This window comes from Neobacillus niacini (assembly GCF_031457145.1).
Classification (GTDB): Bacteria; Bacillota; Bacilli; order Bacillales; family Cytobacillaceae; genus Neobacillus; species Neobacillus niacini_J.
This window is the reverse complement of the sequence record NZ_JAVDVZ010000001.1, coordinates 741,752-757,420: the sequence shown is the minus strand read 5'-3', so window position 1 is coordinate 757,420 and position 15,669 is coordinate 741,752. Positions and strand designations below refer to the sequence as shown.

16 protein-coding genes and 1 riboswitch are annotated in these 15,669 nt (G+C 38.1%); of the genes, 6 read left to right on the top strand and 10 right to left on the bottom strand.

Going from position 1 to position 15,669, the window contains the following annotated elements:
* Positions 1-411: 411 nt before the first annotated feature.
* The 3 genes from J2Y03_RS04010 to J2Y03_RS04000 are packed head-to-tail and all read right to left on the bottom strand — an operon-like array spanning position 412 to position 2,356.
* On the bottom strand, positions 412-1,095 hold the full coding sequence (locus J2Y03_RS04010) for a hypothetical protein (protein ID WP_310190874.1): 684 nt from the start codon (positions 1,093-1,095) through the stop codon (positions 412-414).
* Positions 1,092-1,988, bottom strand: coding sequence for an ABC transporter ATP-binding protein (locus J2Y03_RS04005; protein WP_310190872.1), 897 nt, complete (start codon positions 1,986-1,988; stop codon positions 1,092-1,094). The genes J2Y03_RS04010 and J2Y03_RS04005 overlap by 4 nt, the downstream gene beginning before the upstream one ends.
* A complete protein-coding gene (locus J2Y03_RS04000) occupies positions 1,985-2,356 on the bottom strand; it encodes a GntR family transcriptional regulator (protein WP_310190869.1) in 372 nt (123 codons plus the stop codon). Before J2Y03_RS04000 ends, J2Y03_RS04005 begins: the two co-directional genes overlap by 4 nt.
* Before the next feature lie 622 nt (positions 2,357-2,978).
* A riboswitch (TPP riboswitch) is annotated at positions 2,979-3,087 on the top strand.
* A 118-nt stretch (positions 3,088-3,205) separates the two neighbouring features.
* Between J2Y03_RS04000 and tenI the strand changes: the two genes are divergently transcribed.
* Genes tenI through J2Y03_RS03975 form a run of 5 tightly spaced genes read left to right on the top strand, consistent with a single transcriptional unit; the run spans position 3,206 to position 6,950 of the window.
* Positions 3,206-3,838: a thiazole tautomerase TenI gene (tenI, locus tag J2Y03_RS03995; protein WP_310191371.1), complete on the top strand. Its 633-nt coding sequence runs from the start codon at positions 3,206-3,208 to the stop codon at positions 3,836-3,838.
* Complete coding sequence (gene thiO, locus J2Y03_RS03990; protein WP_310190867.1) at positions 3,822-4,952, top strand: glycine oxidase ThiO; 1,131 nt, start codon at positions 3,822-3,824, stop codon at positions 4,950-4,952. The genes tenI and thiO overlap by 17 nt, the downstream gene beginning before the upstream one ends.
* 9 nt (positions 4,953-4,961) lie before the next feature.
* Positions 4,962-5,165, top strand: coding sequence for a sulfur carrier protein ThiS (gene thiS / locus J2Y03_RS03985; protein WP_132096900.1), 204 nt, complete (start codon positions 4,962-4,964; stop codon positions 5,163-5,165).
* 1 nt (position 5,166) lies between these two features.
* Positions 5,167-5,934 carry a thiazole synthase gene (locus tag J2Y03_RS03980; protein WP_310190864.1) on the top strand — a complete coding sequence of 256 codons (768 nt, stop codon included), beginning with the start codon at positions 5,167-5,169 and terminating at the stop codon, positions 5,932-5,934.
* Complete coding sequence (locus J2Y03_RS03975) at positions 5,931-6,950, top strand: thiazole biosynthesis adenylyltransferase ThiF (RefSeq protein WP_310190861.1); 1,020 nt, start codon at positions 5,931-5,933, stop codon at positions 6,948-6,950. The genes J2Y03_RS03980 and J2Y03_RS03975 overlap by 4 nt, the downstream gene beginning before the upstream one ends.
* Before the next feature lie 104 nt (positions 6,951-7,054).
* Here the strand turns inward: J2Y03_RS03975 and J2Y03_RS03970 are convergent, their stop codons facing one another.
* The 4 genes from J2Y03_RS03970 to J2Y03_RS03955 all read right to left on the bottom strand — a co-directional run bounded on the left by J2Y03_RS03970 (position 7,055) and on the right by J2Y03_RS03955 (position 9,859).
* Complete coding sequence (locus tag J2Y03_RS03970) at positions 7,055-7,495, bottom strand: acyl-CoA thioesterase (RefSeq protein ID WP_310190858.1); 441 nt, start codon at positions 7,493-7,495, stop codon at positions 7,055-7,057.
* A 59-nt stretch (positions 7,496-7,554) separates the two neighbouring features.
* Positions 7,555-8,400 carry a beta-keto acid cleavage family enzyme gene (locus tag J2Y03_RS03965; RefSeq protein ID WP_310190857.1) on the bottom strand — a complete coding sequence of 282 codons (846 nt, stop codon included), beginning with the start codon at positions 8,398-8,400 and terminating at the stop codon, positions 7,555-7,557.
* A 40-nt stretch (positions 8,401-8,440) separates the two neighbouring features.
* Positions 8,441-8,899 carry a fumarylacetoacetate hydrolase family protein gene (locus J2Y03_RS03960; RefSeq protein ID WP_310191368.1) on the bottom strand — a complete coding sequence of 153 codons (459 nt, stop codon included), beginning with the start codon at positions 8,897-8,899 and terminating at the stop codon, positions 8,441-8,443.
* Positions 8,900-9,688: 789 nt separating this feature from the next.
* Complete coding sequence (locus J2Y03_RS03955; RefSeq protein WP_310190855.1) at positions 9,689-9,859, bottom strand: hypothetical protein; 171 nt, start codon at positions 9,857-9,859, stop codon at positions 9,689-9,691.
* A gap of 356 nt (positions 9,860-10,215) precedes the next feature.
* On the opposite strand from J2Y03_RS03955, the gene J2Y03_RS03950 reads away from it, so the two are divergent.
* Positions 10,216-10,497 (top strand): hypothetical protein, encoded by a 282-nt coding sequence (locus tag J2Y03_RS03950; RefSeq protein WP_310190852.1) that lies wholly within the window; start codon positions 10,216-10,218, stop codon positions 10,495-10,497.
* 923 nt (positions 10,498-11,420) lie between these two features.
* Here the strand turns inward: J2Y03_RS03950 and J2Y03_RS03945 are convergent.
* The 3 genes from J2Y03_RS03945 to J2Y03_RS03935 all read right to left on the bottom strand — a co-directional run bounded on the left by J2Y03_RS03945 (position 11,421) and on the right by J2Y03_RS03935 (position 15,568).
* Positions 11,421-12,896: a DHA2 family efflux MFS transporter permease subunit gene (locus J2Y03_RS03945; RefSeq protein WP_310190849.1), complete on the bottom strand. Its 1,476-nt coding sequence runs from the start codon at positions 12,894-12,896 to the stop codon at positions 11,421-11,423.
* A gap of 178 nt (positions 12,897-13,074) precedes the next feature.
* Positions 13,075-14,181: an NADH-dependent flavin oxidoreductase gene (locus J2Y03_RS03940; RefSeq protein ID WP_310191366.1), complete on the bottom strand. Its 1,107-nt coding sequence runs from the start codon at positions 14,179-14,181 to the stop codon at positions 13,075-13,077.
* A 277-nt stretch (positions 14,182-14,458) separates the two neighbouring features.
* Positions 14,459-15,568, bottom strand: a complete 1,110-nt coding sequence (locus J2Y03_RS03935; protein ID WP_310190846.1) for a Gfo/Idh/MocA family protein — start codon at positions 15,566-15,568, stop codon at positions 14,459-14,461.
* Positions 15,569-15,669 lie beyond the last annotated feature (101 nt).

Here is a 15,669-nt window from a genome sequence, read left to right as displayed (position 1 = left end):
GCTGCATCACCCATTTTTATACTAAAGCACTCTTAAGTTCAAGAAGGGTGTCATTAATAAGATGATCTATCTAATAAACGGTAATGGCTCCTGTTCCACCAACTAAATTTGCCAACTTCTTTTTACCTTTAACTCTTTTTCCATTAAAGCCAGAAGGCTGCCAAGCCTATCATACCCACCCCTCCAAATAAAGTCCTATGTTTGTTAAGGTTGAAAACTATAAATACTTAAGAAGATAAGTAATAAGCTTTTCCTACAAAACAAAAAACACTCACAAACGTTGACTTTACAACATTTTAGAGTGTTTTATTATCTTTAAAATAAAGCCGATTTGATCTAAAGATACCGTGGTCGGGGTCGAACCGAGGTGGCGGTAACTAAAGTGTTGGTTCTTCATTCTTAAGCAAACAATTAGACAGTTGCTCTTCTCAATAGCACAAATGAAAGCAACATATATAATAAAGTAGGAAGGATGAGCCAATAAGCAATTTGAACAGCAGTATAACTGGCAAACCATTGAAAAATATCCAACCAAATACCATAATAAGTCACAAACAGTGCAACAACGCTTGAGATTAATAATACAGAAATTATCACAATAATGAGGCCTTTTGCACCAAAGCGACGAGCCGTGCTGGATATTAGTATTCCGATAAAAAATAAATTTATTAACAAGATAACATACATCGTCAATTGTTCCAAAAGTGACCCATCATTCAAATAGGGAAAGTGAAAGAAATGGACCCGGCCACCCCACCCATTTGTTGCATTTTCAATGACCGAAAGGACGACTAACATGATTCCAAACAATATATTTACAGCGACAGCCATAACGACAGTACCAAGAAAATAATCCGTTCTTCTAATTGACATTCCGATTGCATAAGGAAATGTTTGCACCACAACCATGATCCCCATGACCAGCATATAGAAAAAGATGTATGAGACCCCTCCGGTATAAATTTTCTCATCACTTGAAATAATTAGACTGACGATAAAATTTAAAAGGAACACTGAAAAGAGAATGATATTTGGTATTAAAAACCACGCCCATTTATCTCTAGAGTACATTTTTAACACACCTTGAATATTCACTGGGCAACCGCTCCTTCACGAGTAGATTTTTCTTTCGTCAAATGGACGACCAATTGCTGTAAGGACAATGGCGAAATTTCAATTCCACTAGTAGCTGCTTGATTTTGATCCAAACTGTTCTTATTTTGAATGACTGTAGCAGAGAGCAATCCACCAAAAGGCTCCCGGTCGATAACTTCCTTGTTTTTCACAAATGCTTCTACTCTTGCCGCTTGCCCGGTTACCGTATATGCGATACCTCGTAAATTTTCCGCTTCATCATTAATGATTAATCGACCTTTGTCAATGACTAAAATATGTTCAAGTAAATTACTTACCTCATCAATCAAATGGGTCGACAAGATGACAGTACGCGGATGCTCTGAGTAATCCTTCATCAACTTGTCATAAAATAAACTTCTTGAAACTGCATCAAGTCCTAAATAGGGTTCATCAAAAATCGTTAGCGGTGCTCTGCTAGCCAGGCCGATAACAACCCCAACTGCAGAGTGCATTCCCCTTGATAGTTTCTTTGGCTTTCTTTTTAAAGGGAGATTGAAACCTTTAATCAAGGAGTATGCAAATTCTTCGTCCCAATTTGGAAAAAGTGATTTTGACACTTTCAAAATATCATGAACACTGAAATTATCCGGATACTTTTGACTTTCTTTTATAAAACAAATTCGACTTAATACGCTCCTGTTTTCTTCAGGATTTGCACCAAAAACCTTTAATTCACCACCAGTAGGAAACTCTTGAGCAGTTATCAATTTCATTAATGTTGTTTTACCTGCACCATTTCTTCCAAGTAAACCGTAAATTTTATTTTCCTCAATCATAAAATTAATATCTTCAATCGCCTTAAACTCCCCGTAGGACTTATCAAGTTGATTAACCTCGACTACTTTTTTCATTGCTCTTCATCCCCTCTACGAACCATATCTGTCAACTGAACAACCGTAATCCCTAACTTCTTTGCTTCATGAATCATTGTGGTTACATACTCTTCAAAAAACTGTTCTTTCCGTTTGTTAATGACCTTTTCACGTGCTCCCTCTGCAACAAACATCCCAATCCCCCGCTTTTTATATAAAATACCTTCATCCACCAATAAATTGACACCTTTCGCTGCAGTTGCAGGATTAATTTTGTAAAATGCAGCAAATTGGTTTGTCGATGGAACCTGTGATTCCTCCGGCAACCCACCTTCAATAATGTCATCCTCAATACGTTCCGATATTTGTAAAAATATGGGCCGACCGTCGTCAATTAACTGTTTCATATCTTCACCACCACATTGGTTAGTTACTTATGTAATTAACCATATAACAAATGAAGTATAGTGTCAATAGTGTATGTTGAACTAAATAGTTGAATAAAAATAAGGGAAAACGATTTATTGACGTTTTCCCTTATTTTTATATTTAGTTAAGTATAAAAAAACACTTTCTTCCTAAAAAACTCCAATTGAAAGAATAAACATTGTGATTTTCTAATTGAAGCGCAGCGTAAAATTGTCCAAAACCCATACCGATTTTACATTTTTTATTTTTTACTATCCAACTCGGTGTTCCCCTAGCATTGGATCGGTGTGTGCAAATAATTCAACATCATCAATGGAAGCGTATTTATTTTTTCGTAACTTTACACGGTCCATCCCCTTTAAACTTTTATAAAGTTCACTAAGATTAGACCCTTTTAGGCCACTAAGATATTCATTTTTTACGAGTATATCAATTAAAGCAACAATGTTAGCTAAAACAGGTCATATTATTCGAGTAAAATATTTTCTAATGTCTGTCTTTTTTTCGTCTAAAGTCCGAATTGATAAAATTATTTGACTTTTTTAATTAAAATGTTAATATTGTAAATGCAACAGGTAAATATTACAACTTAATCATGATGTAAACCGCTAGAGGTGCCTTTTTAAAGGGCTGAGATTGAAGTACTACTTCGGGACTCTATGAACCTGATCTGGGTTATACCAGCGTAGGGAAGTGGGAATCACGATATTTGAATCCAAGGTATTTTCATATTCAAATGATCAACCACTTTCTTATTTGAGAAAGTGGTTTTTTGTTTTCCAAAGGGGCAATAAAAGCGGAATCCTATCGTTGAGGGGTGAAATTAAATTAATAGTATTAAAGAGTTACATATTATATCAAATGGTAAAATGTCAATCGAGCAATTAAGGGAGATTTTAATAAACATTCATCCCTTTGTGTCTGTGATTCACTTACGGGAAAAACAAAAAACAGCAAAGGAGCTTTTTGAAGTAGTTCAACTATTAATGTATGCAAACATCCCATTGTCTAAAATTATGATTAATGATCGGATTGATGTGGCTCTCGTAACAAGGGCAGTAGGTGTTCAGTTAGCCTTTCATAGTTTAGGTGCTTCCGTTGTAAAGGATCACTTTCCTCAACTTAGAATTGGGTGTTCTATCCACTCCTTTGAGGAAGGAAAAAAAGCCATACTGGATGGTGCTGATTACGTGCTGTTTGGCCACATTTTTGATTCTAAATCGAAACCTGGTACACCTCCGAGAGGGCTTGAAGAATTAAAAAGGGTTACCACACTAGATATCCCTGTCATTGCGATTGGTGGTATCACACCGGAGAATACTAGAAAGGTTCTTGACGCAGGAGCAAAAGGGATTGCTGTGATGTCAGGAGTTTTAGATACCCGTGATCCCTTAACCGCGGTAAAAGCTTACGCAAATGCATTAAAAATAGGAGGTGGAAAAAGTGAAAAAGTCCTTTGATGTTGCGATTATCGGCGGAGGCATTAACGGTTCCTCTATTGCCTATCAACTTGCAAAAAGGGGGAGAAAAGTCATCATTCTTGAGAAAAATCAATTGGCTTGTGAGGCATCTAGTGCGGCTGCAGGAATGCTTGCAGCACAGGCTGAACTTGAAAAGGACGGCCCCCTCTTCCAACTCGCCTTAAAAAGTCAGGCAATGTTTTCCTCCCTTTCTTATGAATTACTTGAATATACCGGGATCGATATTGAGTTCATTAATAAAGGCATGTTAAAAATTGCCGAAACTGAAGAAATAGCAGTGGAAGTTAAAAAGCAGGTTGAGTTTCAAAAAAATTGGGATCCATCCATACAATGGCTCGATGACAGTGAAATTAGAGAAATGGAACCATCCCTGTCCCCTATTGTTGCAGGAGGAATGTACCTCCCAAACGATGGTCATGTCCAGCCAAAAAAATTATCACAAGCTTTCGCTAAAGCTGCTTTATGTTTCGGGGCAGAAATTCATGAAAAAACGGAAGTGCTCTCTTTTCTTTACGATAAGGACAAAGTTAAAGGTGTTAAGACCACTAGAGGAGTCATCCATTGTGACCAGGTGGTTGTTGCTACCGGAGCATGGGCATCACAGTTAATGAAAGAGACGGCTCTAAATATAAATGTGTTTCCCGTTAAAGGTGAATGTTTTTCAGTTAGAACTGAAGCACCAATCATTAACACCACTTTATTTTCTGATAAACGTTGTTATATAGTCCCGAAACGAAATGGTGAAATTTATATTGGGGCGACGATGGTGGAAAATACATTTGATAAAAACGTGACACCTGGTGGGATTGCAACATTGCTAGAAAGAGCGCTTCACCTTGTTCCTAAAATTAAGAACTTATCATGGGAGCGTGTTTGGTGCGGCATTCGACCACAAACTGGGGACGGGAACCCATACATTGGTGAACATCCGGAATGGAAGGGGTTATTTATTGCAGCTGGCCATTTTCGTAATGGGATTTTATTAAGTCCAATAACAGGTAAGCTTGTTGCCGATTTGATGGAAGGAAGACTAGCAGATGATTCACTGCTCACTTCTTTTCGGATTGATAGACATAAAGAAATGACATATTAGGGGGACAAAATGAAAGTATTATTAAACGGGGAATCCATACAATTGGCCGAAGAGATTGTAACTGTTGCAGATTTACTAACACATTATGAAATCCAAGAAAAAGTCGTTGTCGTTGAAATAAACGGAGAAATTTTAACCCGTGTAGAGCACCAAAGTACTAGATTAGCAGATAAAGATCGAATCGAAATCGTTCATTTTGTAGGAGGCGGTTAATATGTTAAAAATTGGCTCATTATCCTTTCAATCTCGTTTATTGCTTGGAACCGGAAAGTATCCAAGCTATGAAATTCAAAAAGCTGCTGTAGAAATTTCCGAGGCAGAAATCTTAACGTTTGCCGTTAGACGTATGAATATTTTTGAACCAAGTCAGCCCAATTTCTTAGAACAACTTGATACCACTAAATATACTCTGCTTCCGAATACAGCAGGGGCAAAAACAGCTGCAGAGGCGGTGCGTATCGCTAAATTAGCTAAAGCTTCAGGATTGTGCGATATGATCAAAGTCGAGGTAATTGGCTGTGATAAAACACTGCTACCCGACCCAGTTGAAACTCTTAAGGCAACTGAAGAACTAGTGAAGGAAGGATTTATTGTTCTTCCCTATACATCGGATGATGTAGTACTAGCGAGGAAACTTCAGGAGGCTGGTTGTCACGCTGTTATGCCTGGAGCTTCACCTATTGGGTCCGGCCAAGGTATCATTAATCCAGTTAACCTTCGTTTTATTATTGAGCAAGCAACAGTACCAGTTATTGTTGATGCTGGTATTGGCTCCCCTGCTGATGCAGCTTTCGCGATGGAATTAGGTGCAGATGGCGTCTTATTAAATACTGCTGTATCTGCAGCAAAAGACCCAGTAAAAATGGCAAAAGCAATGAGTTTAGCAATTGAAGCTGGACTTTTAGGATTTGAAGCTGGGCGGATGGAGAAAAAACGATATGCAACAGCAAGCAGTCCAAAGGAAGGGATGAGTATCGGGTGATCAATCGGTACTCACGCCAAGAGTTATTTTTACCTATAGGAAAAGACGGGCAGCAAAAAATTGCATCTAAACATGCTCTCATCATTGGGGCGGGGGCACTTGGCTCAGGAAATGCGGAAGCACTTGTTCGTGCAGGAATCGGTAAATTAACCATCGTTGATCGTGATTATGTGGAATGGTCCAATCTTCAGCGGCAGCAGTTGTATTCAGAGGAAGATGCCAAACGGCGTCTTCCAAAAGTGATTGCCGCCAAGAAACGGTTATCAACGATAAACTCATCTGTACTCATTGAGGCAATTGTTGCGGATGCCTCGGTTATGGAACTAGAGGGTTGGGCTAAAGATGTTGATCTTATCATCGATGCTACTGATAATTTCGAAACAAGAATGATCATTAATGATGTGTCGCAAAAGTATCGTGTTCCTTGGATTTATGGCGCTTGTGTTGGAAGCTACGGGATATCATACACGTTTATTCCCCCAGCAACACCATGTTTCTCATGTTTATTAGACACTGTCCCTTTAGGGGGGTTAACCTGTGATACAGCAGGAATAATAAGCCCGGCGGTAAATATGGTCGTTTCCTATCAATCTAGTGAAGCTTTAAAAATCTTGGTCGGTGATTTCCATTCATTACGTCATAAATTAGTTTCCTTTGATTTATGGAAAAACCAATATAGTGCAATAAAAGTCGACAAATTAAAAAATGAGCATTGCCCCTCTTGCGGGGAACATCGCTCTTATCCCTATTTATCGTATGAAAATCAAACGAAAACAGCTGTACTATGTGGAAGAGATTCCGTTCAAATTCGCCCTTCCCGTCAAACAGACCGTGATTTGGCGGCACTAGAAAAAGTTCTTGTTAATCAAGGGGGAGCCATACAGCGAAATCCATATCTTTTATCTTTTAGTATAGCGTCCCATCGCTTAGTGATTTTTAAAGACGGCAGAGTTTTAATACATGGAACAAAAGATATTTTTGAAGCAAAAGCGCTGTACCATAAATATTTAGGATAATAAGCTACGATAATCAAGTTTGTAGGTCTCTCCAGAAATGGGGTCAGTCCCCTCGTTAAGTAAAGCTTTAACGCACCGGGGGACTGACCCTAAAAATCTCTATTTTAACTAGTTGCGGTCGGTGCCGCGATAAAATATTGGCCTATTTCATCAATAACTGTAATACTCCTTCTTTCATTTAAATCAATCATCACAATAACAGCAGTCGCTTCTGTAATGAGGTCTCCTTGGTCATTGGAAATTTTTTGTTCAAATGTAAAACTTGTATGACCAAGCCTGGCTGGTTTTGTTTTTATTTGCAGTTTATCACCAAGTATTGCTTCTTTAATGTAGTTAATTTCTAATCTACGCACCATTATTCCAAGTTTTTTTGAAACCATCCCTTTTATGTCTATTCCCATTTGATCGAACCAGTTCATACGTGCATGCTCTAAATATGAAACATAAACACCGTTGTTTACATGATTCAGTAAATCTAGATCATCGGGCATAACTTCAATAGTAAAAACAGTTTCCATTAAAACACCTGCTTCTATGAAATTCAAAACTCTATCAATTAAGGAAGAATCGACCTAAAGGAATTTTATCTTTTGAACGCAGCTTCCTACATTTTATATTCATAGACCTTATCTTTTTTAGATGATAATTGTAAGATTTTCCTAGCTTCATCAGGTGTTGCAACTTCTCTTCCTAACGTTTTTGCCAGATCACTTATCCGTTTAACAAATTGGGCATTTGATGTTGCCAGCTCTCCTCTACGATAATAGACACTATCCTCCATTCCTACCCTAACATGCCCACCTAATAATATACTCATAGTATTTATAGGTAATTGGTGCCTGCTCGCCCCAATAGCTGACCATGTGGATCCTTCTGGAAGGCATTCTACCAACTGAATTAATTTTTTTGGCGTTGCGGGCGCACCACCTTCTGTGCCGAGCACAAATTGGAAATGTAAGGGACCTTTCATAAGTCCTTTTTTTGCAAGACGCAAGGCGTTATAAATCATTCCTTCGTCAAACACTTCAATTTCAGGTTTTATATTTCGATTTTTTGTTTCCGTCGCCAGTTTTTCTAAAAAGCTCGGAGTATTAAGAAACACCCCTGAACCTAAATTTATGGAGCCAGCATCAAAAGAAACCATTTCTGGGTTTAATTCACATACCCGAAGTCTTTCCACTTCCGTTGCTTGGATTCCTCCTGCAGTAGTTAAGTTTAAAATGATATCACACTTTTCTCGCACCCGATTGAGAACCTCTTGATAGACATTCAAATCCAACGTATTTTCGCCCATAATATCCTTTACATGTACATGTCCTATAGCAGCTCCCGCTTTCCATGATTCATATATAGAATCTGCAATTTCTTCTGTTGTCAGCGGAACATAGGGAGTGTGTTTCCGAGTTGTTTGAGAACCAGTTGGGGCTACCGTAATAATTAACTTTTCCAATATATCTCCTCCATTTCATTTGGTCTATCAAACTAGTGTTTTATTCTGCGCAGATCGTATTTCTTAGTACCCCGATTTGCGACACTTCAACCTCTACCACATCTCCCTCTTTCATAAATAATTGAGGCTTTCTAGCAGCCCCAATCCCTGCAGGAGTTCCTGTAACAATCACATCACCAGGAAGCAAGGTGGTAAACGTGGATACATAATTGATAATCTGTGGTATCGAGAAAATGAGATAATCTGTATTAGTCTCTTGGACGACCTCACCATTCAATCTCGTCACAAGCTTGAGAGGCTGTTTCGTCACATCAATTTCATCGCTTGTTACCATCCATGGACCAAACGGGCCTGTTCCGTTAAAGTTTCTACCTGGCCCCCACTGCTTCGTATGGATTTGCCAGTCACGGATAGAACCGTCATTATAGCAGGAATAGCCGGCCACATATTGAAAAGCATCACCCTCCGAGATTCTTCTTCCCTCTCGACCAATAATGATGGCGATTTCCCCTCATTATGGGACATAGAAAAACCCGATTAAGGGGCACTTTTTATTTAGTGTCCTTTAATCGGGTTATAGTTCAATATTAAATTTGGAGAATTTTTATGGTTCGCGGAAGATGGAAGCTGTTATTTGTTAAATAAGATGGATTTAGATGTAGCCGGGTAAGCCCTGCTGCATTTTTCAATTATTTCGTGCATCTAAATATGGATATGGTAATAACACCTTAGAATAGCGTTCGTTTAGGTACAGTATTTCTCAAACTTTCTTTTGATTAAGAAAAATTTTATTAAAAAGGAGACTCCCGAAATCCTTGGGAGTCTAGACAGTACTAATCTATTTAATAGGGGGTCAAATAGTGATTCCAATTATATTCGGTTTATGAAATATAAAACAGAGGAAATATTACTAAAATTATCCAATGAAAAAAGGGGAATTTGGACTAGGATTAAATAAAATTATTCCTATATACAGAAAGTTAGAAGATCATCAGCATTTACATTCCCATTTGATTTCTGGCTAATATAAGATCTTAACGAACGGCATTCATATTCCACATCTTCTGGTTCCCATAAATGTGAGGTGATTACCAAATGAAAAGAATATTGTTTTTCTTTCTAGTTTACGATAACAGACATTATTTTTTGAGTAAGATTTTTTCTAATGTCTGTGCATTCTCTCTATCTAAAATTCCATAATCTTCTTTAATATTGTTACTAATAATTGTTGCCGTATCATTACTTTGATTGAACCAAATTTGGTACTCAAATAATCTTTCAGGCATATTTACATCGTACTTGAAAAATAGAGTTGTACATCTTCTTTTCTTGCCATTTTTGGTTCTACATTTGGTTCCCGCTTAACTTGGTTAAATGCTTTTCTAAATACATCTACGGTTTCTTCATCCTTAATCATGAAAGCTCCTTCATAGCTTTCATCTGCCTTAACTACTTCCACATCTACTCTGGTAAGTTGATTTAAATAAATACTTATTCGGAGCTTTATTTGTACAGCCTATTAACAACATTACGAAAATAATAAGATGATATGGTAGCCATTTGTTTTTTTTGACATGCTAGAAATGTTATTACTACTAAGCTATTTTGTCCAAAAGTTGACCATACAAGATTTCCTCTTTTTGATCGCAAACATGTCTAACTTTTATTAACATAATTTGGACAATAATTATCGGCTTTCTTAAAGGTGCTCCCCTATATTAGGTGAGTAAAACTACTTCAGCTGGGTAGTATATGTTTGGGATGGTGTGCGTTCACTTTTAGCATATTCCCTATAAATAAACGAGGAGTGAGCAGATGAATCAGAGTAACGAACGCAATAACTTTGGTGGAAATGTAGAAGAAAGTGGCAACAATCAAGCTAGTAGTAATGCTAATCAAGGTACCAGTGACTTTAGTGAAGCAGCAGGAACTATTACTGATGCCGTTGCGGGTGCTATGATAGGTTCTCAATTCGGACTAATTGGTACTGTTATAGGCGGTGTTTCAGGCGGAATTATTGGTAACCAGATGGTGGAGGGGGCTGAAGCAGATATCGATTCAGATTCCAATAATCGTGATGATAGCAATAATATATAAGTAGCCATTTTTCATAAGGATTCCAATCAATTTAACAAGGAAATGTAAATTTTCCGTTAACCTCAGATGTTGAAGAACATGGGTGGCTAAAAATGACAGATCCGATCTTAAACTCTTGCCCCCGTTAACTTTAAGTGTAATATTTCACAAGATATCAATGCATTAATACTCCTTTATTTTTAAAAAAATGTCTTTACAATTACCTATTGTAAGGACATTTTTTTATTGGATTTAGCGTTTCAATTTATTTTTAGTTGGTAGGCTTCCTCAAGTATTGATTTTAAATTTCTCTCTTCATTTCGATATAAAGGAAGTCCAGAATTTTTCTCCTATCCCTGCAAGTTGCTCGGGTGTAAAGATATTATTCTGACACTCACCCATCCATAATTAGAAAGGTTTACATCAATCCAAGTTTTTTACACAATTACGGGATTATCTTTTGCACTTTATATGTATCAATTATTTATTGGCGATCATAAATCAAATTATTAAATATGGGATCTTTGGTGCTATAATCTGGTCCAAATGAAAATAAGCGCTATCCTTTTATTCAAGGATGGTGTCCTTTTGTTGAACACGGGCTATATACAACACATTCTAACGGGCGAGTTTAGCTCAATAATGAAAACTAGCAGCCGCAGCCGCAGCCGCTCATTGTTTAACTCTTGCACCGTACTATAGTTTAGTAGAAATCTTCACAATCTTTTCTTTACCTTAACAAGCTCTAATCTCTTAAATCTGTGGAGGCAATACAAAAAGACGCCCTCTTATTAAAGAAAAGCGCCCGTTTGCTGAATATAAAAAATTGCGAAAGAGCTATAAAAATAGCTCTTTGTGGTTCAATTCTACAATGTACAAAAATTTTAGATATAAATGAAAAATGACCTTTTCCCGTTATCGAGAAAAGATCATCCATTTTCTTTTTAATGCCCTGCCATCATTGCGGTATTCGCGTCTTTTGTTTCATCATCGGGCGCAAGTTCCGGCTGTTGTTTTGGTCTACTAAGGATTGTTCCTAGAAGTGCCCCAGCTAATGCAATCCCTGCAGCTAGAAGGAATGTGTCACCATAGGCAGCAACGGATGCTTCAATTGGGTTAGCTGTTTCTGTCATATGATCAGTAATTCTTGACGTTAGGAACCCAGTCATACCTGCTACCGCAAATGAAACCATTACTTGTTGGGCCGCAGTTGTTAATGGTGTGACGCGATTTACAAGATGTTTTGGGGCGGATTGAAGAACATGGGTATTAATTGCCATCATGGATAGACCCATTCCTGCTCCCATCATCACTAAACATGTAATGATAAATCCAGTAGATGTATCCATAGAAATTCGTGAAAGCATAACTAGCGCTGCAGTAATAATAGACAAACCTGTTATAGCTAAAGGACGAGCACCAATTTTATCATATAAACGCCCTCCGATTGGCATCATAACACCTGATGCTAGTGCTTGTGGGAGTAGAATTAAACCAGTATCTAATGCACCGTAACCTCTTACTGTTTGTAAAAATAACGGGACAATAATCATAACCCCAAATAATGCGATTTGGGAAATCCATGCAATCACAATCCCTTTTCTAAAGTCAGATGAACCAAAAACTCTCAGCTCTAATAAAGGCTGCTTTTGACGAAGTTCAACGATAATGAATAGAATAAGAGCAACTCCACCTACAATTAATCCGGTAAGAGTTTCCGTTGAAGTCCAGCTTTTTCCCCCTTCACTCACTCCATAGGCTAGCATTGCGAATGCGATAGGTGCTAATATGATTCCTAAAAAATCAAGTGATGGAACGGTCTTACGTTCAACGTTCGGCAAAAATTTCATTCCAACCAATAGTGCAATAATACCGATTGGCAAATTAATAAGGAAAATCCAGTGCCAAGTAACGTATTCTACAAGATATCCTGCTAAAACAGGCCCTAGTGCAGGTGCTAATAGCATCGGAACCCCAAGTGTTCCCATTACGGCCCCAATTTTATCCGGAGGAGCAAGTCGGAAAATCATGGCCATTCCTATTGGAGCAACCATTCCTCCGCCCAGCCCTTGAATAACCCGATAGATGATTAGCTGTTCAGGGTTTTGTGCAACAGAACATAGAACGGAACCAAGCGTAAACAAGACGATTGTAATTAAAAATATCTTTTTTGCCCCAAATCGGTCCGTCATCCACCCAGCTAAAGGAATGACAGCTGCTAATGCAAGCGTATACCCTGTTATGGACCATTGCATGGTCGAAACATCAGACTTAAAATCTTTCACTATTCCAGGAAGCGCAACATTCATCGCCGTACTATCAAGAATTACCATTATCATACCAACAATGACAGCTAGTAGTGGTCCTATGATGGTTTTAATGGAAAATGCTTCATTGTTATTTTCTTTTTTTGTTGACATACGTCATCTCCTTTTCTAAAATTTTGGGAACGTAAAAACAGCGAATTTCAGTTATTCAAAAACCATGAAAAAAAGGTTTCTCTAGACCCACTCATATTCTGTTGTTAATATGGTAAGGGATTTATTCAGTTGTTTGAGAGGTCTGCCCTTTTGCTCGAGTCAGCCTCTGATTCTGTCATTACTGCTTTTTAATTGGAAACCAACCTGGAGAATTTATAATAGCATTCCATAAACTATCTGGAACAACTAGCTGTTCTTGAGCAGTTGGATCCAATTCTGTCTCGATATCATTTTCGCGACCACTTTCCATCTTTTGTACCCATTGTGGATCAATGATAAGCTCATGTCCTAGAGCAATTAGGGGTATGCCAGATGAGAAAGCTTTTTTTGCATCTTCAGCTGCATAAATGGAGCCTACTCCGATAATCGGTGTGCGTCCATTCACTTTTTCCCTGATCATCTCAATGATAGGAGTAGTAGATTCCTTATCCCGCATAGAGCTTTGGAAGAACTCACCTAATGAAAGGTGAATATAGTCTAATTCTTGATTTGTAAGAACATCTACTAAAGTAAGAGTATCCTCCATTGTAATGCCAGGGTTTTCTCTTTCCTCTGGAGATAGTCGATAACCAATAATAAATGGCGCATTTGTTGCCTTGTTCACGGCCTTTTTTACTTCCTCAATGACAGCTAGTGGGAAGCGTAGTCTATTTTCCAACGTGCCTCCCCATTTATCCGAACGTCTATTTGAATGAGGGGAAAAGAATTGTTGGATTAAGAATGTGTTTGCACCATGAAGTTCTACACCATCAAATCCGGCTTCAACTGCACGTCTAGCTGCGTGGCCGAAGTCTTGAATAATGGATTCGATTTCATCTTCCATTAATTCACGAGGAGTCTGTGCACCTTCTCTCTCTGCTGGCACGGCACTGGCACTTACAATTTCACCATTTGGAACGAGCTCAGGAGGGCACATACGTCCGCCATGGAAAATTTGTAAAATGGCTTTAGCTCCTTCACCTTTAATTGTTGATGCTAAACTTTTTAAACTATCAATCATTGAGTCATCATGAGCTCCAAACTCACCTTGAAATCCTTTTCCGGAAGGTGTCACAAAGGCACAAGCTGTAATCACTGTTCCCACTCCACCAGCACGTTTTCTATAGTAAGAAAGTTCTTTTTCTGAAACCGTCCCATCATCATGCGAACCGAAATTAGTCATTGGTGCCATTATTACTCTATTTTTAACCTCAACACCAGATGGAAAAGTATAACTAGAAAACATTTTTTCAATTGCAGACAAGTTAATTCCTCCCTAATGATCTATCACAATGAAAGTACGTAGCATTACAAGTTTCACATTCGCTTTTTATTACATAATCAATTGTATGGTTCATGTTTTTCTATTATAAAAAACCTTTATGTCAAAGAGGTGTAGAATATGGCGTGGTTATTAAAGTACTAGAACAATTAAAAAGGGTACCTCTCAATCCATTGCTGGCAAGGTGATGATTTGAATTAAACTAGGTTGTAATACTTCAAAAATCCACTTCTCCACAAATTCAAACTTTTTGACGAATGCCTGTTTCGGCGGCTTTCTCTATGGTATCGAATAAATGATGCATGTTAACCGCCGTGTTAAAGTCAGGGGTGTCATGGGTGTTTTCACGTAAATTTTTGTAAAATTTTGTATAAAGTTGTGCAACATTGTAAGAAGGCCCGTAGTTCAACTCGGAAGGTACCCAGTAATATTGAGAAGGAATCGTCAATACTTCGAGATCTTTACTTTGTCCTTGAGCACCTTTTAAAATAAACGAGTCCATTTGAAACATCATCTTATCCTTGGAAACCATCACAAGATCACCTTCTGTACCATTGATTTCCAAGGTGAGCCTTGCAACATTGGTATTACGTACATGACTTGATACGACAGCGCCATTTTCCAAGATTCCATTTACCAGCACATAGTCCGGTGAAGTGGCTTGAATGATCTCTCCAGTTTCAATAACTCTCACGTTTTTAAATTGTGTCCCTACTATCGCTGAAACCTCAGAGAATTGTCCCAACATATATGTCATTCCATCAAGAAGATGACCATTCGAAATAGTCAACTGGTTTGCTCCATTTACTTTATCGAGAATGTAAAGATGTGCTTGATCAATCGTACCACTGGCAGTCGGAAAGGGAGGCAGTGAATAGCTTACATTCACCGATAAAACCTTACCTACATAACCACTAGAAATGAGATCCTTAATATAATTTACAGCGGGATTTGCCCTGGCCTGAAGCCCTATGATATGTCGAACCCCTTTTTCTTCAGCTATTTGCAGAAGATCAGCTGCTTCTTTTGTTGTACGGCCGAGAGGAAATTCACAGTATACATGCTTCCCAGCTTTCAAGGCAGTCCGTACCAGCTTGTCATGCTCAGGAACCCTGACTGTGATGGTAACAATATCGACATCTGGATGAATGGCAAGTTCATAAGGATCAGTAAATGCATGAGGAATCCCAAAACGTTTAGATGTTTCATTTGCACTCTCTTGACGAGTGGTGCTAACTGCTGTAACTTCAAAGTTTGGTAACGCTTGTAACGCAGGGATGTGTCCCATGCTACCCCAACCGCCATTCGGACTTGCTCCAATTATTCCAACACCTAATTTATCTAACTTCATGTCGTTCCTCCTAAAATTTTTCTCATATGGCCTATATTAACTTAATATTAAAAAATTTATTTTATATAAAAGTCTACCAAATAGTGCCACAAGATGTAGAA

Coding starts and splice junctions, on each gene's coding strand:
- J2Y03_RS04000 (WP_310190869.1), bottom strand. CDS start 2,356: ATGAAACAGTTAATTGACGACGGTCGGCCCATATTTTTACAAATATCG.
- J2Y03_RS03940 (WP_310191366.1), bottom strand. CDS start 14,181: ATGTTTTCTAGTTATACTTTTCCATCTGGTGTTGAGGTTAAAAATAGA.
- J2Y03_RS03935 (WP_310190846.1), bottom strand. CDS start 15,568: ATGAAGTTAGATAAATTAGGTGTTGGAATAATTGGAGCAAGTCCGAAT.
- J2Y03_RS03950 (WP_310190852.1), top strand. CDS start 10,216: ATGAATCAGAGTAACGAACGCAATAACTTTGGTGGAAATGTAGAAGAA.
- J2Y03_RS04005 (WP_310190872.1), bottom strand. CDS start 1,988: ATGAAAAAAGTAGTCGAGGTTAATCAACTTGATAAGTCCTACGGGGAG.
- J2Y03_RS03980 (WP_310190864.1), top strand. CDS start 5,167: ATGTTAAAAATTGGCTCATTATCCTTTCAATCTCGTTTATTGCTTGGA.
- J2Y03_RS03945 (WP_310190849.1), bottom strand. CDS start 12,896: ATGTCAACAAAAAAAGAAAATAACAATGAAGCATTTTCCATTAAAACC.
- thiS (WP_132096900.1), top strand. CDS start 4,962: ATGAAAGTATTATTAAACGGGGAATCCATACAATTGGCCGAAGAGATT.